Source organism: Chryseobacterium sp. LAM-KRS1, from assembly GCF_013184525.1.
GTDB classification, from domain to species: domain Bacteria; phylum Bacteroidota; class Bacteroidia; order Flavobacteriales; family Weeksellaceae; genus Chryseobacterium; species Chryseobacterium proteolyticum.
In genome coordinates, this window is the sequence record NZ_JAAOIZ010000002.1 from 398171 (window position 1) to 418566 (window position 20396).

Here is a 20396-nt window from a genome sequence, read left to right on the forward strand (position 1 = left end):
CTGCAAATTTATAGTGGTGCTAAAAGTTTCCTTGTAGTGGAAAACGGAAGTTCATGTAGTAAAATAACTACAAGGTTTATTCATTTAACTTAAATAGTAAAGCCCTCAACACTTTCTAATTGTTGAGGGCGTATATAAATTCCTGTAATTTCTATTATAAGGCTGTCGCAATATAAACTACCGTTTGCGTATAATTTTATTTAGGTTTTCACAAAAAATATTTACAGGTTGGTAAATGTGTTATCATTGTTATTTAAAACAAAGATTCTACCTTACATCTGACAGATACTTATTCCCGGATTTTGAATTGTATTTATACCGGTACAATACATATAAAATCAAAGGCCTCCTGAGGAAGCCTTCGAAACACCAAATCACAAAATATTAATATGAAAAATTAATTTATAAAGCTGTTGCAGTATAAGTTACTGTTTGAGTATAAGTTCCGGCCGGTTTACCTAAAATATCAGAAGATGATGATTTTGCAGCTGGAATGGTGTAGTCCAAATTCAGTGTTAATGCGCTTCCCAGTGGGGCATTTGTAACTAAATTCTGATCCGTTGCAGATAAAACTACAGCATTTTTTGTTCCCCCCATGGTTCCGGCAGCTGTAGCTGCTTTGATGGTCAAAACATTGACAGGGATTAAGTTCGTTCCATTCATGAAATTAGCACCCCCTGCTTTTACTTTAACATTAAAGTTCTTCGTTGAAGTTACTTTTAAAGAGTTGGCTTTAGTAATCGTCTGATCAGAATTATAGTCTGCTGCAGTAACATAGTTAAAATCAACCGTATTACCAATGGCTGTACTTCCTGCGTCAATAGATATTACGTCGTTAAGAGTAATGTTTACGGTTGTAGTTGCAGTTGTATTTTGAGCTTGAACATTGTTAGTTCCAAATATGATTGCTCCAAAAGTTAAGGCTGTGATTACGATTTGTTTTTTCATGGTGGTTATATTTTATTGTTATTTTTTACTTAATTGTTATCTTTTGTATACTGCAAATTTATAGTGGTGCTAAAAGTTTCTTTGTAGTGGAAAACGGAAGTTCATGTAGTAAAATAACTACAAGATTTACTCATATGATAAATGAAAAGCCCTCGATACTTTTGTAGTATCGAGGGCTTTTCTATTTAAAATTGATATTTACTTACAATGCAGTGGCAGTATAAGTTATTTTTTGTGTATAAGTTCCTTGTGGTTTTCCTAAAAGTACCTTGGATGCATTTTCCGCAGAAATAGAGTAAGCAATATTTAAAGACTGTTTGGTACCCAAACTTGCATTACTCACCAATACCTGATCATTTGGAGATAAAGTGACCTCATTAAGAGTTCCCACCAAACTTCCGCCTGGTATGGCTTTTACCTGTAATATATCTACAGGAATTACGTTTGCGCCATTTACAAAGTGTGCCCCTTCAGATTTTACTTTTACATCGAAATTTTTAGAGGAAATAATGACTAAACTATTGGGAACGGTCACATTTTTAGATGAACTATAATCTTTTGTGCTCCCATAATTAAAATCTACGGCGCCTTCTGAAGCAGCAGAGCCAATATCCATTGCAATAACGTCTGATAAAATAATATTGACTGATGTACTCACCTGCTCTGAATTTTGTGCCATAGCCCGGTGGGTTCCTAAGGCAGTTGCTCCCAGAGACAACGCAACGATAAAGATTTGCTTTTTCATGATTAAATAAATTTAGTGAGGTGTAATAATATTGTCATTCAGAATTCAGAATTCAGAATTCAGAATTCATTATAAAGCTAATAACATTATATGACATTACCAAGACTTTTTCATTATTAAGTGTATTATCATAAAGATATTCAATTTGATAGAGTTATTTCTTATTATAATATCAGACTTGAAGAATGAAGATCTGCCTTCGAAATCATATCCTTAAATTGCAATGTCTCTGACTCAATTATTACTTCTTCCTTATATTTACAGTCTATTCAATTTTCAACTAGAAATCAAAATGAATTTAGACTTTGAAACATTTAAAAAAGACATCAATTGGTTTATGAGACCAAATGATCTTGTTACATTTTATGATATAGAATCAGTTCTGAATCTTTCCGAAAATTTTACATCAAAATTCCCTAAATTATCTCAACTTATTCAAAAGGCCAGAAAGCTGGAATTTAGTGTAAATAATCATCCCTACCGATTGTTCTCATGGACCAATAAGTATAATAAAAGCTGTGGCTGGTTAACCAAAATTGAGTCAGATTATACGGATAACTTTATGTTAGCAAAAGAACATGAATTATTACTTGAAGAGATAGGCGGTATTGTAGAGTCTTATCATCAGCCGGAACCATCCCTTACTAATAATCAGGACTATTTATTCTTAAAATCTGCCTGCATAACGGGAATCGGCGAATGGGAAGAATATTATGAAAATCTTTGTGAAGAAGAACACAAACAACCGATACAATATAATGACTTCATTTGCTTTGCCCTTGAAGCTAATGGCAATATGACAATGTATGAAAAGAATTCAGGGAAGGTACTTTTATTTGCACATGATCATTGGTTTGAGAATGTTGATCCTCTTGAAGATCAGCCTGAATACACTTTTTACACAATACAAGATGTTGACAATTTTGTAGATTATGTTGAAAAGATGGCTGAGGAATGGTCAGAGGCTGTATTATAATGTAATTGAGACTGCTGGATATAGATCCGAAAGCTGGATAATTTTTACTGATCAGATGCAGCTGATATAAAAAATTTAGATTTGATAAACTTAAACAGTAATTTCCAAACCTGCTTTCAGATTACTAAATTCTCTGAAAGCAGGTTTAATCTTCAAATATCAACAGAGAATCTAGCTGAAGAAACTGATAATACCAGATTTGAATAATGTTTTTCCCATCTTCTTATTAAACCTCATCTACCATGGAAGTTCGCCTTCTTCACCAAAAAATTTTCCTGTTGGGCCATTCTCATCAAGCATTGCATATTTTGCAAGGTTGATACAGTTTTCAGCTGGAGATTTTCCTCCGCTGTTACCATTGAAGTCGGTGGAAGTCCACCCCGGAGTAACACAATTGATCTTAAACCCTAAGTCTTTATATTCATATGCTAGCGCAACAGTATAGGCATTTAAAGCTGTTTTTGAAGGGCCATAACTTATCGATTTTGCATTGTAAAGCAACCAATCCGGATCCTGATGCATTGTAAGGGAAGAAAGATCACTGGTAATATTCTCGATAACTGGAAGAGATGATTTTTTCAGAAAAGGCAGAAATGCTTCTGTAACGGCAATCGTACCAAAAAAGTTGGTTTCAAAAACTTCCCTTACATCAGAAATTGACAATGGATTATCCTCACTCTTTCTTTTTCCGAGAATACCTGCATTATTGATCAGAATATCAAGAACATCACTATATTTTCCAAATTCATTAGCCGCCCTATTCACTGATTCTTCTTTCGATATATCGATTTCCAGCAGCATACAGTTTTCAAATCCTGAATTTTTTAATTCTCGAACAGCATTCTTCCCCATTTCAGTATTCCGGCATCCCAGATATACAAAATAATCTTTCTGAAGCAGATATTTGGCCAGCTCAAAACCCAGGCCTTTATTAGCGCCCGTAATAAGTACTTTTCTCATTGTAATTTATAATTTATTAAGTATAATAGACGTTGACAGATCAAACTCACTGATAAACCTTTTCAGATGAAGGGTTGAAGCCGTAGTATTTTTTAAAAGCTGTAGAAAAATGAGACAGATTCTCAAAGCCTACAAACAGATAAACAGATGAAGGTGTCTGGTTTTCTTCAATAATAAGACGTCTGGCTTCTTCCAGGCGCATTTTCATCAGCCATTTATGTGGAGACAAACTGTGTATTTTTTTAAAATCCCTTTTGAAAGCGGCCAGGCTGCGTCCTGAAAGATATGCAAAACGTTCTAAGGTAACGTTATAACTATAGTTTTTCTTCATAAACTCTTCCAGATCAATTTTCCCAGGCTCAGAAAAATCAAAAAGGCTGTTTTTAATACCAGGCCACAACATTTCAAGCAGCAAAAAAATTTCTTTGGACTTTGTTGTACTTAAAAGACCCTGAGAATTCTGCCCCGCATTGATATAAATCATTAGTGAGGTAAAAAACACGGACATAAGCTCATGATCTGTAACAAGAAAACTATCAGGATATTCTAGTGAACACTCTGACCCGCACAAAACAAATGATGGATCCTCTTTAATCAGCTTATTCAAAAAATCACGGGTCAGCATTATCTTTAGCATCTGAAATTGCTCACCATTTTCACCATTCATCAGTGAAGCCTTTACAAGTTGGTTTCTACGTAGCAGGATGGTCTGTCCGGCATCTGCCCGATAGGTTTTACCATTTTCATAAAATAATATATATCCGCTCTGTATATGCCATATTTTATGTTCGGTCATAAAAGATTCTATCGATGAATAATTATGATCCGTACAATAAAAGAATACCTGTGGCTGTTCATTACTCTCCATGTGTTATGATTTACAACGGCAAAATTAGGATCAATTTTACTTTGTTGGTTTTCTATTCGGCTCAAATTTGCTTTTCTATTTGGCTCACTATAGCTTTTTTGCTCGGGTTAATTTAGTGAAGAGTCTAGATAATCCCCATCATACCGGCAATATAGCAGGCTTCAATAGCACTCTTTACCCGCAGCTTTTCCATAATATTCTGCCTGTGCCGGTCTACGGTATTTTTACTTATAAAAAGTTTTTGTGAAATTTCTTTACTTGGCTTGCCAACAGCAATTTCTTTTAAAATTTCTATTTCTCTTCTGGTGAGAATTTTTTTTGTATTAAAAGCTGTATTGGGAATGATCTGCCCATTTGAGGAATCGATAATTACAGCAGCAGGAGCCTGTTCAATACTACTACTAAAACTATACTGATATAAAACAAGCTGAATACTGTCTGTTGATGAAGCATAAAATATCTTCAGTTCTACAGGAATGTACTTCCCGTCTTTATTTAAGATCCTGATGATAAGAATAATATGATAATTCAGGCGTTCTACTGGCGTTTTATTCTTAAGGAAATGAAATAATCTGAGTTCTGTAAGATGCTTCATCGTAAGATCCTCCGGATGAATAAGTTTTAAAATGTTGTCATTTTGAACAGAGCTGGTTACCTCGCCGGTCTGCTCATCAGCAATTCCGAGATACACGGATAAGCCTCCATGGTACACATAATTTTTTTTGAATTTTAAATCTACTAGAACCGCAGTAGAATTCTGGAGTACTGAAAAGATAAACGCCACATGCCTATATTTTTCCAATGACATTTTAGGATTAAGCTCACCTTTAAATGCCTGATTAAAAATTGTCTCCGAGAGCAGATTTTCTATCGCTGAAAAAATGGTCATTTTTTACTATTTTATTCATTAAACCATCATTATACCTTTGTCAAAGATAATAATTATATGGTAATTATTGTGAAAAGATAAAATATTGTCCAATCAAATAAAAAAATAAAATGAAACAAAAATTTGAAAACTTATGTCTTAAGATCAATATATGGTTATTTATAGTACCAATGGGTATACTATTCGGAATAATGTCTTTTTTTCTTATTCCGGGTCTGCAGGCGCACCTTGGCACTACCCAGCTTTTGGACACCATGTTCAGTGGATATTCTACGGAATATGCCGAATATTTAATGCAGAAACTCGGTCATGAAGGAAGACATTCCTATCTGTCTCTTGAGCTATATGCAGATGTCCCGTTTATTTTCTTTTATGTGACAGTATTTACCCTTCTTACCGTGCGATTACTTATCAAAAACAGATTATGGAATAGCTGGTTCCGGTTTATTGCTTTTCTTCCGTTACTGGCCGGAATTTTCGATTGGTTAGAAAATAGTATGATCATTAGTGTACTTATTCAATATCCTGATATTAACGGCAAATTGATATCAATATCATCATTTGCTACGTATATGAAAGGATGTTTTCTTATATTGATGTTTCTCTCATTGCTTCTGAATTTAATGATGATATTATACAGATTCATTGTTTCCAAAAGTAATCATGATTTTTAATGCCCCCATACTTCTTAATTTCTGTAGAAAAATCGGGGTACTGTATATTGCAGCGCTTGATACAATATCAAAATTGTAAATAAAAAAATCCCGGATGATCCGGGATTTTTTGTTCTTGTATCTCAATTTATTTGATCTCCACAGGAACTGAGATTTTATCCCAATCCATTGTGAATCCATTACTGTTGATTTTATACACTAAATTTTCCTGTGTTGCCGGTAAAGCTTTTGTTTTTACATCAACACGTAAAGCATCTTTTGCCTGTTCGTATTTGTAAGCACCCCATTGTTTCGGCTCTTTGTTGAAAATCGCAGTCCATGTTCCACTTTCTTTAGGAATCAGGAAGAAGCTGTATTTCCCTGCAGGCAGCGGTTTACCCTGAACAGTAATATTTTTATCCGTTTCAAAAGTAGTTGCTTCATTAGCTCCCGCACGCCAAACTTTATCGTAAGCTTCCAAACCACCCCAGATGGTACGCCCTTTAACAGAAGGGCTACTATAGTTTATGGTAATGGTGGCATCTTTAATTTTTCCCGTAGCAGTAGCCGGAGGGCTGGCAGGCTTTTTAGTGTCCTGTGCAAAAGCATTTACTGAAAGCGTCATTGCAGCAAAAACTACAGTAACAGATTTAATCATTGTTTTCATAATAATTTGTTTGTTTATTTGTTGTTTACGAATTTACATCTTTCGGCTTATAAAACACTAAACCAATTGCAGAAAATATAACGACTGCCGCTGCGCCGATTACATTAAGCCAGAGGAAAGAAATGATATCCAACTGGTAAACGGCAATTACCGTAATTTCTGATACAATGGCAGAAATAAATACATTCGCGCCGTTGATTTTCTTATAATAAAATGCAACCAGAAAAATCCCTAAAATCGGGCCGTAGAAAAGTGAACCCAATACATTCACCGCTTCGATAAGCGAACCCATTTGCGTGGCAAACATGGCTACCCCGATGGAGAAAATGCCCCAGGCCAAAGTGTGCAGGCGACTGTATTTCAATTCGGTTTTCTCATCAGGAATATCTTTTCTGAAGATCAAATGAACATCCTTTAATGAGCAGGCGGCAAGGGAATTCAGCGCTGCTGAAATGGACCCCCAGCTTGCCAGAAAAATGACGGCAAACAGTAAACCGATCATTCCTACAGGCAGGTTACTTTTTACGAAATACAGGAAAATGTAATTCGTATCCGTTTTCTCTGCATTATAATTTGATTTATTAATTGCTTCCTCTACCCTTCCGTGTAATGCTTTTACCTCAGTTTGTGTATTTTTAAAATCCTGAATTGTTTTGTTGAGCCGGGGAGAATGAGTTTCTTTTAGCTTTAAAATTTCTTTCGATTCTGCGTTAAATTTTATTTGCAAATCCTGATGTTCTTTTTCAAAAACCGCAGCCTGTTCAGGTTTTGTTTCCTTTAAATACTGATAAGAACGTTCATTAAAATAAATCGGAGCCGGTTTCAGAGAAAAGAATGCGAAAAGCAGGGCACCGATCAGGAGAATGGCAAACTGCATTGGAATTTTAACCAATCCGTTCAACAGCAAACCCATTTTTGCATTGGTATTGTCTTTGGCCGTAATATACCTCCCGACCTGACTCTGGTCCGTCCCGAAGTAAGAAAGAGCCAGGAAAAAACCGCCAATCAATCCACTCCAGATATTGTATTTGTCTTTCCAGTCGAATTCTGTGGTAATGACATTGAGCTTGCCTGATTTCCCCGCCAAATACAACGCATCCTTAAAACCGATTCCGTTCGGCATATTCTCGATAAGCAGATACCCAGCAAAAGCCATTGTTCCCAAAATAATGAGAAACTGCAATTTTTGCGTGTGAGCGATCGCTTTTGCACCGCCAACATAGGTATAAATCAACAGAATGCCGCCCGTTAAAACATTGGTCAAATAAATATTCCAGTTTAAAACGCTCGATAAGATGATACTTGGCGCGTAAATGCTGATTCCTGTTGACAAACCCCTGGAAAAAAGAAAAAGCAATGAAGTGAGTACCCTTGTTTTCTTATCGAAACGGTTTTCTAAATATTCATAGGCCGTATACACATTCAGGCGCTGAAAAATAGGGATGAAGGTGATACAGATAACGATCATCGCCAAAGGCAAACCAAAGTAATACTGAACGAAACGCATACCGTCCGTATAGGCCTGGCCCGGTGCCGAAATAAATGTGATGGCACTAGCCTGCGTAGCCATAATACCTATCAGCACAATGTACCACGGCATTTTATTATCTGCCTTCAGGTAGGATTCGTTGTTTTTTTGGCCACGGCCGATGAATACGCCGTAAACCACCACTGCAACCAGTGTAAAAATGAGAACTGTCCAATCTATATTACTCATGCCCAGAATTTAGTAAACCAATAATAAAATGCGATCTGGAATACTAATGCTACTGCTAATAGTATGTACCAGATATTCCAGTTTTTAAGTTGTTTGTTCATCAGTTTTTCTGTGCACTTAAAAAATTAAAAAATAAACGTGCCGCCCCCACATTTCCTGAAGGTAGCTGTCTGAAAAATGCCAACGGCGTATAGATAAAATTACCCTTACCGTATTTGGCATATAAAGTAGATCCCTGAAGAGGCTCTTCATCGGTATCGTGCATTTCAAAAAGCGGTTCATATGCTGCATCCCATTGTGCAGGGAAATAGGCACCACGTTCCTGCACCCAGCCTTTAAAATCATCAGGAGTAATTTTGTTTGGAAAGTTCAGTAATTTATGATCAGGGTTTAAAAACGTAACCGCAGCATTTTCTTCGGTAACCCGTTTATTGGCAATACTGAAATTGTATATCCCCAATTTATCAACGGTTGTATCCTGGTTAGTGTTATACTGCATCACCAGATTACCGCCTGTTTTTACATAAGACCATAGAAAAGGCATCCAGCGACCCAGTTTTTTCTCTGTGTTATTAGCGCGAACCCCAAGTACGATGGCATCGTATTGCGACAGCTTGCTATGACTCCCGTTTCCGGCAGACTCATCTATATTGCCATAAAAATCTTCATCTTTCAGGACGTCTACCTGGATACCTGCAATGCGTAGGAAGTCAGGAATGAAATCACCCGCACCTTCTATATACCCCACTTTTTTAACCTTCGCCTGAATATCGCTTTTCATGACGGTTACAGTGGCAGGTGCAAAATATTGTAAGGAAGGTAAATGCGGATACTGAATTAATATCTGCTTTTTATTATATGTAACTCCATCTGCAACAAAATTGGCTTCCAGTTGCAAGCGGGATGAATTAATTGAAGCCAGTTTCGTTTTTGGAATAACATAATCGATGGTAGTATCTTTTCCATTGAGCGAACTAATATCCGCGCTACCTAATCGCTCTTCGTTATATGTGAGATTGAGTATACCTTTATTGAAGTTTTTGCTGGAATTCACCTTAACATTTAAACTCAAATGTAAATCTTCATTTCCTTTAACCACATACAGAGGTTGTATAAATTTCAGTTCCAATGCTGGAACAATACGAAGACCTTCGACCACATCGCCACGCACCGGATCTAATTTCTTAAAAGATAAAGGAAGTTTAACCTGAAACTTTTCCGAGCCTATTCTTAAACCAAGCAACACATTCAGGGATGACTCCGCCTCAGGCAACCCGATTAAAGTATCATTCGGAACAGAGAAAGTTGCTGCGTTGACGGGACGTTTTGCCAACCAGTAAGGTTCTGTAAGTGCCGCATCTGCAGGAATCTGAATGTCATGCTGAATGGTCATTAAAGAATCTTTTGACAGTTTTCTATTGAAGCTTTCTGATTGATGTAACCATTGTACATTTTCTAAAACAACAGGATCAGCAGCTCTTGAAATCAGATTTAACCTGAAATTATAATGGTCCCCGGCTACGGCCTCAGCCTGATTCGTCACCACCTCGCCCATAAATCCGGCACAGCTCAGAATGATATGGTCGAGAGATTTAATTTTATCCTTTTTCAGGTCTGCATCCTGAACTGCCATAACCTTTTTTCGTAAGGCAAGCAAAGCGGGTAAACTCAGGTCAGGATTATTGAAATTAAAGGTGGAAATAATTTGATCTAATGCCAGGTCAATGTCAGCGTTTCCTTTTGAAGTCCAGGTTTTAACGACTCCGTCAAAAAGTGTTGCTTTTGCAGGATCTCCGATAACATGAGAAAAATATTCAGTTTTGATTCCGGCTACAGACTGTGTTCCTGCTCCCTGGCTTTTATGTAGGCTTCTGCTTAATCCTGCCAGTTCACCATAGCCCATTCCCAGCTGCGGATCATATTGCCCAACGGTAACTTTCAGTTGATTTTCAGAAGTTGTATTAACCCCACCAAACCGGAAAGTATTCCACAATACGCGTTTAGGTTGCCATACATTCACATATTTTAATTGATCCGGAAAAGCAGTTTTATCACCTGCCAGCTTGAAGGCTTTTTCCGCAACCACGGCAGAAGCCGCATGTTGTCCGTGGCCTGCCGCTGCAGTTGGAGGAAATCGACAAATAATAACATCCGGACGGAATTGACGGATCACCCAAACAACATCCGCTATAATGCTCTTTTCATCCCATTGTTTGAAAGTATCGGTCGTATTTTTAGAAAACCCGAAATCAATGGCCCGGGTAAAAAACTGTTGGGCACCGTCTAATTTTCTTGCCTCCAAAAGCTCATGCGTTCTGATTAAACCCAATGCTGCCCCCTGCTCTGTGCCTAATAAATTCTGACCACCATCACCTCTTGTCAAAGACAGATAGCCCGTTTCTACATTCTGATCGTTGATTAACCAGGAGAGCAATCCTGTGTTTTCATCATCGGGATGAGCCGCAAGGTATAAAACTTTAGACAGCTGTTTAAGTGTTTTGAGTTCACGGTAAATTTCAGATGATTGGGAAGGTCGAACCTGTTGGGCCGAACAAAAAACCGTATAAAAGCCAAGAATAAATACAGCGCTTACTTTTTTGAACATTTAAATTTGCTTTGCGACAAATATAAGTAAATCATCTTTCTTGCAAACGTAAAAGAATCACACTGTGAATTTCACAAAAAAATGTTTAAATTTTTATTAAACCACAAACCGAAGAGGTTTAAATGATAAAACTTTTGTGATTTTGTGGTTAAGTTTAAACATACTTATGAATGAATTAGAATTCAAAGAAAATGTAAACTCTTTATTTTTTTCTCATTGTATTCTGCGTAAGATAAATATAATTAAACATGCAAAATGTGGTTGCCGCTCCGAAAGTATGCCATAAAAAGTGGGTTCCGAAACTCAACCACCCCCACTGATCAACGATACGGAAAATAAGTGCGAAAACAAACGACAATAAAGCAAAACCCACCCATTTTCCGGCTTTCCACTTTGTATACATCAAATACCTTACTACCGAGAAAAGTACAAATGAAGCCATGATCGCATAATTGATGTTGATAAAGAGAGCAACGTTATCGACCAAAATCCAATTTCTCAAACCCAACATAAGGATCACATAGACAATAACCATTACAACAGCATAGTACCATTTGGTGCTCTTTGCTATAAAATAAAATCCGGCAGACAGACACAGCAGCATAATGGGCATCCAATCCATCATGATAAATACCGGCCATTGCCTGAAAGAATGGTAAATAGTTCCGCCTATAGCACCAATGTACAATAAAACTAAACAGTAGGTTAAAAAAGGATATTCTTTAAAACGACCCTTCAATTTAATGGTCCAGAAAATGGCTATGACTAAAAAGAATACAGCAGTTATTGCATTGAAAGGCTCAGGAAAAAACTGAGCCATATTGGTTTCTTTATATAACATGCCTCCATCCGGAGGTATTGAGTTTACGAGCATTTTGTATTTACTATATACTTCTCCTAAATATAGAAAAAATATGGCATTATTAAATTCAATAGCGTCACGCTCATTGCCCATTCATACATTACAAATTTAAACGTACTACCAAAATTCCCTGATCATCTTTATGGTAATTTTTTGTAGTATTAAATTTCAATTATAAGATTCCACAAAAAAATACTTTCAGCCTTTTAAATACTAAAATAAAAATCCGAGAAAGTATACCTTCTCGGATCTATTTATTCGTTAGTGATAAAAGTCAAAATTAGCCATTCAATTCTTTTTTTATCATCATTAACCATTCTAAAGCATCATTAGAGTTTTCAAAATAACGATTAGCTTCATCTCCAACTTCTTGCCAGTAAGAGTCAATGTTCTCAATGAGAATAAGTAATTCTTCTTTTACTTTACCTAAAGTCTTTATTGACACTTCCGATTTATTACAATCTGTAATATAATTTTCAACAACTTCTTCATCAGTTAAATCATCGAAATCTGCATCTGGAAAGTATGCTCCAAAAAACTGATATAAATTTGGAAATTTTTTTTTAAAGTCCATATTCTTTATTATTTTTTTATTTTATTGTGGGAATGCTGTTAATATAAAATAATTACCATTTCCATTTGCTTTAAGAATTATTCTAGCATTACTCAAATCATTAACAACACCAGTACTTCTCATTATTCCTCGACCTATATTATTCACTCTATTATATTCTAATCTAAGATTGGTCGTAGCTCCCGAATTTAACCACGATTTAATTGCAGCTCGATTACTTCTTATTGTCGATCTAATAACTGATTCTGCAACAGCTTCATTTGTAAAAGAGCTTGCCTCCGCTGGCGCGAGCGTCACGCTCGTTGCCATTCACATCACAAATTTAAATCTATTTCCAGAATTTTCTGGTCGTCATTACAGTAGTTTCTTTCATTACCATATTTCCATTTGTATATTTATGTTACAAAGCTACTTTCAGGCCCATTAATCTTAAATACTAAAAATATAAATCCGAGAAAGTGTATCTTCTCGGATTTATATATAGATTGTTAATCTTTATTCTGGCACGAGCGTGACGCTCGCGCCAGCATGGGGCATTGAGTTTACGAGCATTTTGTATTTACTATATACTTCTCCTAAATATAGAAAAAATATGGCATTAGTAAATTCAATGGCAAAAAGCTTCCTTATCCTTCTATTGGAGTAGCCAAAATATTGCTAAGATTTTAGGAATTACTATCAGTTATCTTCTAGGAGAAACTGAGGAAATAAACATCTTTAAAGATCCGGCAATGCTCAACCGTTTTAGCGACATCAAAAAACTTGATCCGAAAATAAAAAACATCTGCATTCTATTGTAAATGGCTTATTCAAGCACTCAAAATTAAAAATATTACTCATTATAACACAAAACCCTCGCAAATTGGGAGGGTTTGTTTTTGTCTATCGACACGAGCGAGACGCTCGCGCCAGCGGTAGAAAGCAAGCTGGGGAAGATTATCTATTACAAAGTGTTTTTTGCAGAATCACTTTGTTCTGAAGCATCCTTAAAGATCATAAAGTTTTTAGTATTTCGTATTTCATAATCCACAGTTCTTTTCAATGGTTTATTATCATTTATATTATATATATTAAATTCTAAACTATCAGCCTGTTGTTCTTCAGGATATTTTGAAACCTTTTGTTTCAAATTTGTTATACAATTTACATCTATTGAACTATTGGGTAAAATAAAAATATCTTGATCGTCAGAAAATTGAAGATTTAAAGTATCTTTTTTATAAATAACTTTGTACGAATCTATAATATCCTGCAATTTTATTTTAATAGTATCTCTGCTATTATTTGATAAATAAAGGAAATTCTCTAGATATAGATCTAAATGATTATTTTTATTCGCCTTGTAAACAACATATTGATAATGAATTCGTGTTTCAATTTTTTTTTCTTCTTGCTTACATGATATAAGAGAAAGAATGAATAGATATATAAAATTTTTAATTGCCAGTTGCTCCATTTTTAACATCTTTATAGTTACTTAATATTAATTTTTGATAATCGAGAGTAGTTTTCTTAAATGTAGGAGAATTAATTTGATTTTTGTACAAAATTAAGTGCTCATTTCTTTGAGCAACATCTGAGTCATCAATAGGAGATTGCATGTTAACAGTTAAATGGCTAACCTTACCACCCTCATGTTCTAGAGTACTTATTAAATTATATTTATCATTTAAATAGCCATTTAAATGCCCATTAGTAACAGTAAAGTTAATTGTTCTATCATGTTTTATTGTACTTAAGACTCCCTTATAAGAATATGTTCCACCATTAAAAGTATTAAATGTTCCACTTTTTAAAATAGGTTGTCCACCTTCCCACTTCTGACCATTCCATACAGAACCTGAAAATTCTCCATTTCTGAGGTTTGCTAAATCTACACCAGCCGCTTTTGCATAATATTTTGCTATATTCATAATAATAGAAAAATTATTTTTATCAAAAATATAATCTTTTAATTCTACAGATAGCCAAGGAGCTGTATTTAGGGCCCCTGTAATAGGGTTTTGAAAATCAATAACAATATTATTTGTTTTTTTATTATCCGTATATAAAAACTTTCCAAATTGATTAAAATGATCATCAGGAGGATTATTATCTCCATTTCCAAATTGGCTGAAATTAAACCCAGTAAAATAATTATTTCCCAATTCAGAGCTTAGGGACATGCTTGCTTTATATGCTGAAAACATCTGTCGTGCAGCTTCTCCTGTATAAGTTGTTACGTCATTTCCATCCGGATCAATAAACATTATAGGATTATTTACAGCATAATTATAGGGACTGTGTCTTCTATATTTTTCAGACATAGCATCTATAACTCCCCATCTTCCTAAGTCTGGCATATAGAACCGTGCTCCATAATCATAGAATCCTGTTTCCTGGATTTCCTTCCCATTATATTTATAATTATTATATCCCCCTAAAAGACCTTTTCCTTGTCCAATATGATTCATCCCAAATGCATAATAGTTATTGGTATCGGTAATTTCAAGAGCACCTGCGCTGTTTTTAGCATAGCTCACCCTGGCATTTCCCAGGTGATCTTTGTACTGGTAAATATAGCGGTTTTCTTTAAAACTGTAATACCCTTCAGCAGTTGGAACAAAATCAAGAATCCATTGTGGATCCAATGGTACTGGTTCTAAAACAGGATCTCCATCTTTAAATGCTTCCTGTTCAAATGCCACACTGGTTTTACACCATAAGCAAGTGGAAGATTCATAATAACTGTATTGGAAACCATCCAAATAATCAATTATATTTTTTGTTGTAGGCTTACCTTTCCCTCCACCTCTCGTATTCGTCTTACGAATCTTTACTCCATCAGCACGATATAAATAGTTTAATCCAAAATTAACAACTCCGGAAAAGGGATCATTCTGAGTAATTGAATATGAATCTGGTAAATTAAGATAATTATAGGCAATTGTATTAATTCCTTTATCCTTCATATTGATCATATTACCGTTAAGGTCATAATCAATGGGATTATTTCCACCCTCATAACCGGTGTCATTCATTGAATTTTCAATCACTTTATCCAAACGATTTCCTGTATATTGGTAATCAAGATTATCAACTACCGTAGGAGTAAGTTGTGATACGGGAACAGCTGTACGTTTAAGGTTGTTTATATTTCCATTCAGGTCATAGGTAAGATATTCGTCATACTTACCTTCATTTCCTGTAATGGGCTCATTATAGAGAGCTTTTTTTAACCTGTCCAGATTATCATACTCATAGTTGTATCTTTTTAATATATCTTCTGAAGCATTTTTCCAATCTACTTCCGCGATGTTTCCGTTAAACCTTCCTGGTGCAATGTTGGTGTTAACAGGATTGTTATACCTCATTTCGTACCCAAAGAGCTTACCGTTAAGATTTGCAGGATCATTGATCTTGGTCAGCCATCCCTGGATGTTATACGTATAATTAATAATTTGAAGTGGCGATGCAATGCTTGTTCCACCTACTTTTTTGCTTCTTAATTGAGATAATTCATTGTAATCATTCTGTGTCAGAATTTCTTCCGGGTTACTATCTACTTTGTGTTTATTGACCAATAACCTGTTTTGATTGTCATAGGTAAAGGTCTGGGTAATTACCTTTTCAACATCTGTTGCCAGTCTTTTGTGGTAAACCTTGGTTTGTTTTGCTAACCCTGTAAAATCAAGTTCTGATTCTGTTTTCGTATATCCACCTAAATGGTTGACTGAATAAGTCCCTATAATCCTTCCTTTATTGTCATAGAAGTTATAGCCACTAGTCCAGTTATCATCTTCTATATTTTTAACCAGTGTCATTACTGGAAGGCCTTTAGTACTTATAGAATTTCCCGTAGAATTATCCGTAATTACAGAACTTCCTAAAATATCAGTTGGAAAAGTTGGATTAAAACTATATACCGGATAGGTATCATAATAGCTAATACTCAAAAGTACATTGATTGAATTGGGATAACTTGTGTTATTATTACTATAATACACTCCACGGCCACCTACAATAAATCCTACAGAAGCCATTCTTACTACATTATTATTCCCTTTAGCATCTACCAATGCCTGTTCAGCAACTCTTCCTGCTGTTCCGTAGGCTTGCGTTGATGTATAAATTCCAGTATAAGCGATTCTTCCAAACTGGTCATATTTTGAAAAAAACCATTGCCTGGAATCTCCCATTTTGGCATCCTGGGTCATTATGAGTCTATTCTGTTTGTCGTAAATAAAATATTCCCAGCCTTTTCCTGGAAGCTTCTTTTCAACCTGCCTACCTTTACTGTCATACTTATATTGGTAACAAAAATTGTTTACAACGGTTTCATTAAGAGTTCCTGCAGAGGCCGTTGGTGGGATAACATAGGCAAGTTGCTTGTAGTCATTGTAAAGATAATAGGTATCGGCATTTTGTGACGCATTTATTACCTTTCTTATCAATACCGTTTGTCCTGAACCGTCTTTAAATTCTATGGTCTTGTTTCCATCCTGATCTGTCACCGTATTTTTCATTAATTTCCCAACAGCATATCCAGAAACGGTATATTTCAGTTCATTCTTGTATAATTTTTCGGTTAGATCCCAGGTCGTTACCACTTCATACTGTTTGACATGGTCGGCTAAGCTATTTATATCATATCCGAAAGTAATTGGCTTATTATTCCATGCATTTCCTACCTGTCTTTGATCCAAAACCCTTTCCAAGGGAGACTTTTCAAGGGTTTTCTCTGTATATGTTTTTTCACCTCCATAAAAATTGGTAGCATCCGCTACCGGATAAGGAACCATTCCCGCATTTTGAGGATAAATATTTCCATTAGTAGTAGACAATTGTGGAACTGGAAGATAGCTTCTGGTTTGCCTTCCCAATTCATCGTATACAATGGGTGTTACCAAATCCTTTCCTGTAGGTGTAGCTTTTATGCCTACAATCTGTTTTGGTCTTCCCAAATAGTCAAGATACTGTACTGTTTCGAATTTCTTGATACAATCCGCATCTAAACAGGTTGTACTTTGTATATAGTTTTCCGTGCTTGTTTGTGCATATGAAAATCCTGCTACAAACAATGATATGTATAATATTATTCTTTTTCTCATAAAGTTTTGTTTTCTGTATTCCTGTAATCTGTACTGACTTATCACTCATTATTACATTTTACGCTAATACATTTTACATTTAATGTTTGTAGTTATATCTATATTTTTTTAATACTTTTCCGTTTTCATCGATAACCTGATCCAGCCTGTTGGCACTATCATATTTATAAATCTCACGGATCCCTGAAGGAGGGGTCATACTTTTCATACCGATCAAAGGATCATAAACATAGGTTGTGATCTGGTAATTTCTGAGATTGGAGTTATTTCTGAAAAGGCTCAAAGCATTCTGCAGATTCTGTTCAGATACATCATCTTTATCAGCATCAGATTTAGCTATAATATCTGCTACATATGATGTTATTTGACTGTACGTCGCGCCTTCAATCTTAGCAATAGGCAGTGTCTTATTATAACCCCAAACTATTGAAACAGGGATTCCGTCTTTAGTCGTATACTGTTGTAAATTCCCTTTGATATCATATTGATTGAAAATCGTTTCTGACGCAAGGATATTTTGAGTATCATAAGAAATGATAGAAGATGGAAACTTGTTAGCAACATTATCATATTTTGTTTCTGATTTTGACATTATTTTTCCTGTATCAGAAGGTGTTTTCTTTATTACAGAAGTTATTTCCAAAGGAATACCAATCATATTGGCTCCAATAAGCTTTTGATTGTTTTTATCCAAAGCATATTGATAAGTTGTTTCCTCAATTGTCCCATCAAAAGAAATAAGTTTTTCAAGATTTATCTTATAATTACTCATATTTCTTACAGTCTCTGATTGCGATTCACTTATACCATTATTAAAAAAAGTTTTAGAGTTTATTTTTTGATTTTTTATCCATGAAGTGTTCATATAAAAATTACCTCCCATCCACGTCGGAATTGACAAATATGTTGGAGATGCATCATCATTGATCGTATATTCAAAAACATCTTCAGTAATCTTTTGATTCAAAGAATTATATATCTCTTTTTTTTCTATTAGACCACTTCTCATAATGTTAAAATATGGCCAGTAAGCCCGGTCATGATCAGCAGTTGGCTGAGAAGGATAAGCATCAGCTGCTTTAAAGTAATATTTCGTATAACCATTTCCATTAGTTACTTTTACATTTTTATAGACCGCTATTGGATTTACAGGTTTGAGATCTGAATTTGATCCCATCTCTGTATAATATCCACTAGTGATTGAAGGGTCATCAAATTTGTTGTAATTATACTCTTCCATTCTGGCTGCAACCAAACCTACAGATTCTTCATTAAAATATTTTATACTCCTAATCCTTAGCAGCCTAGCTTTTCCAGCGATCAAATTAACCGTTTCAATAGGGTCCTGGTCATAGTAAAGCGCTTTAAAATTAATTGGGCCATTGAAGGGAGCTGAAGGATCTGAATTTTCTAAAGAAACATAGTATTCTCCTGGTGGATATATCCTTTTTTCCATTGATTGCGAGTTAACATCTAGTGTGAAGGGAAGCATTTTATAAGTGTTTCCTTCTTTTTTAAAAAAATTCAACGACCAAAATCCAGAAAGAAGCTGTGAGGGTATATTTATCATTATTTCTTTATTTTGGGTAAGAGTGAAATAATATTTTTTAGTACTGGCATTAAATTGATCAAAAGATACAGTAGCCAATTCTACAGGTGGTGATGTATATGTTTTTGTAATATCTGTATAATAAGAACGAACAAGATCAAAATTATATTCAACCATTCCTGCGGTTGGTAATTTAACATTTTTTAATACTTCTAATGATTCTTGGTCACCCTCAGAAATAGGACTTGATACTAATTGATAATTAAATGTATACTTTTCAATCTCATTTTCAGCAGCATCCACTTGCTTAAAAGCTCTTAGTCTTCGATTGGGTGAGTAATCATAATCAAATTTGTATCTTTTAATAAATTGATTATTAATATTTTTTAAAACAATATTGTTAATGCTAAATCTATCGGTCTTTTTATCTACCGACTCATTTTTATCATAATTTAACTCTATAATTCCTCTATCTTTAATTTCTATTTTGCTAACTTTGTTCGTTTCTGATTCTATGACTAAATTTGAAGTACCTGGTACATATTTTGTGTCTTTTAGGTAACTATATTTTACAAGTTCTTGATTGTTTTCATCCAAAATAGAATTTAAATAAAAGGCACTCCTATAATTTCTATCGGCATACATTGATCCTTCCAATGGGTGATCATACATCCATACACGCATTGTTGAAAGATCATAATTTTGAAATTTGTATTTAATTCCTTTATCATTTGTTACAGTAAAAGAGTCAAATATTAAGGTGGAAGTATTGCTTGTTCTTGTATATTCTAATTTAGAATTAAATGGACTTAACTTTATAATTTCAAATACATCGCTTCCTTTATTTCTCAGAACTCTGAATTTCCCTGTTTCTCCAGGAATACTAAAATTGTAAATATCATCAAATTCATTTTTTATGTAATAAAAGGCTGATGAATTGTCAAATGATTCATCAAAATCACCCAAAACTTCTCTAGAGATAACACCTTGTCCTAATAATGCCCAACCCGTTCCTACTTCTCCCGACCACATCTCCTTAGAAACATTTCCTGTATGGTAGCTTAGTTGTAAATTAACACTTACAAACTTATTATTTGTAGATACCTCAAACAAAGAATAGGATATATCTGGAACTCCAGTTTGAACAGAAACAGGAATATTATTATAGGTAGCCAGCGAAGCTACCGAGGGTACAGGCATTATACCTATTGTATTTTGGCTTTGGGTCTGACCATGATATAAAGTATATGCAAAAATGTATATCAGTAATATATATATATTCCTCATTGGTAA

16 protein-coding genes are annotated in these 20396 nt (G+C 34.9%); 2 read left to right on the forward strand and 14 right to left on the reverse strand.

Annotation, left to right across the window (positions count from 1 at the left end; genetic code table 11):
- Nucleotides 1–402: 402 nt before the first annotated feature.
- Nucleotides 403–948, reverse strand: a complete 546-nt coding sequence (locus G9C87_RS05740) for a peptidoglycan-binding protein LysM (RefSeq protein ID WP_172279031.1) — start codon at nt 946–948, stop codon at nt 403–405.
- 202 nt (nt 949–1150) lie between these two features.
- Nucleotides 1151–1693 (reverse strand): peptidoglycan-binding protein LysM, encoded by a 543-nt coding sequence (locus G9C87_RS05745; RefSeq protein WP_172279033.1) that lies wholly within the window; start codon nt 1691–1693, stop codon nt 1151–1153.
- Nucleotides 1694–1985: 292 nt separating this feature from the next.
- On the opposite strand from G9C87_RS05745, the gene G9C87_RS05750 reads away from it, so the two are divergent.
- Nucleotides 1986–2669 carry a hypothetical protein gene (locus G9C87_RS05750; RefSeq protein WP_172279035.1) on the forward strand — a complete coding sequence of 228 codons (684 nt, stop codon included), beginning with the start codon at nt 1986–1988 and terminating at the stop codon, nt 2667–2669.
- Nucleotides 2670–2906: 237 nt separating this feature from the next.
- On the opposite strand, the gene G9C87_RS05755 is transcribed toward G9C87_RS05750, so the two are convergent.
- From G9C87_RS05755 to G9C87_RS05765, 3 genes are all read right to left on the reverse strand, one after another.
- On the reverse strand, nt 2907–3629 hold the full coding sequence (locus G9C87_RS05755; protein WP_172279037.1) for an SDR family NAD(P)-dependent oxidoreductase: 723 nt from the start codon (nt 3627–3629) through the stop codon (nt 2907–2909).
- 46 nt (nt 3630–3675) lie between these two features.
- Nucleotides 3676–4497 (reverse strand): AraC family transcriptional regulator, encoded by an 822-nt coding sequence (locus G9C87_RS05760; protein WP_172279039.1) that lies wholly within the window; start codon nt 4495–4497, stop codon nt 3676–3678.
- A gap of 124 nt (nt 4498–4621) precedes the next feature.
- Nucleotides 4622–5386 (reverse strand): response regulator transcription factor, encoded by a 765-nt coding sequence (locus tag G9C87_RS05765; RefSeq protein WP_172279041.1) that lies wholly within the window; start codon nt 5384–5386, stop codon nt 4622–4624.
- Between the two features lie 110 nt (nt 5387–5496).
- Here G9C87_RS05765 and G9C87_RS05770 point away from each other — a divergent pair, with 110 nt between their 5' ends.
- Nucleotides 5497–6060: a hypothetical protein gene (locus G9C87_RS05770; protein WP_172279043.1), complete on the forward strand. Its 564-nt coding sequence runs from the start codon at nt 5497–5499 to the stop codon at nt 6058–6060.
- Nucleotides 6061–6187: 127 nt separating this feature from the next.
- Here G9C87_RS05770 and G9C87_RS05775 read toward each other — a convergent pair whose 3' ends face one another.
- The 9 genes from G9C87_RS05775 to G9C87_RS05815 all read right to left on the reverse strand — a co-directional run bounded on the left by G9C87_RS05775 (nt 6188) and on the right by G9C87_RS05815 (nt 20390).
- A complete protein-coding gene (locus tag G9C87_RS05775) occupies nt 6188–6706 on the reverse strand; it encodes a DUF2911 domain-containing protein (protein ID WP_172279045.1) in 519 nt (172 codons plus the stop codon).
- A 25-nt stretch (nt 6707–6731) separates the two neighbouring features.
- Nucleotides 6732–8423: a sodium:solute symporter gene (locus G9C87_RS05780; RefSeq protein WP_172279047.1), complete on the reverse strand. Its 1692-nt coding sequence runs from the start codon at nt 8421–8423 to the stop codon at nt 6732–6734.
- Between the two features lie 100 nt (nt 8424–8523).
- Nucleotides 8524–11028 carry a PIG-L family deacetylase gene (locus G9C87_RS05785; protein ID WP_172279049.1) on the reverse strand — a complete coding sequence of 835 codons (2505 nt, stop codon included), beginning with the start codon at nt 11026–11028 and terminating at the stop codon, nt 8524–8526.
- 202 nt (nt 11029–11230) lie between these two features.
- A complete protein-coding gene (locus G9C87_RS05790) occupies nt 11231–11983 on the reverse strand; it encodes a hypothetical protein (protein WP_228456962.1) in 753 nt (250 codons plus the stop codon).
- 187 nt (nt 11984–12170) lie between these two features.
- A complete protein-coding gene (locus G9C87_RS05795) occupies nt 12171–12464 on the reverse strand; it encodes a hypothetical protein (protein ID WP_172279051.1) in 294 nt (97 codons plus the stop codon).
- A gap of 21 nt (nt 12465–12485) precedes the next feature.
- Entirely contained in the window at nt 12486–12773 is a 288-nt protein-coding gene (locus tag G9C87_RS21005) for an RNase A-like domain-containing protein (protein WP_172279053.1), read from the reverse strand.
- A 634-nt stretch (nt 12774–13407) separates the two neighbouring features.
- On the reverse strand, nt 13408–13920 hold the full coding sequence (locus G9C87_RS05805) for a hypothetical protein (RefSeq protein WP_172279055.1): 513 nt from the start codon (nt 13918–13920) through the stop codon (nt 13408–13410).
- The gene (locus G9C87_RS05810) at nt 13901–17554 is read right to left on the reverse strand and encodes a DUF6443 domain-containing protein (RefSeq protein ID WP_172279057.1); all 3654 of its coding nucleotides are present in this window, start codon (nt 17552–17554) and stop codon (nt 13901–13903) included. Before G9C87_RS05810 ends, G9C87_RS05805 begins: the two co-directional genes overlap by 20 nt.
- Before the next feature lie 79 nt (nt 17555–17633).
- A complete protein-coding gene (locus G9C87_RS05815; protein WP_172279059.1) occupies nt 17634–20390 on the reverse strand; it encodes a hypothetical protein in 2757 nt (918 codons plus the stop codon).
- Between the last annotated feature and the right edge of the window lie 6 nt (nt 20391–20396).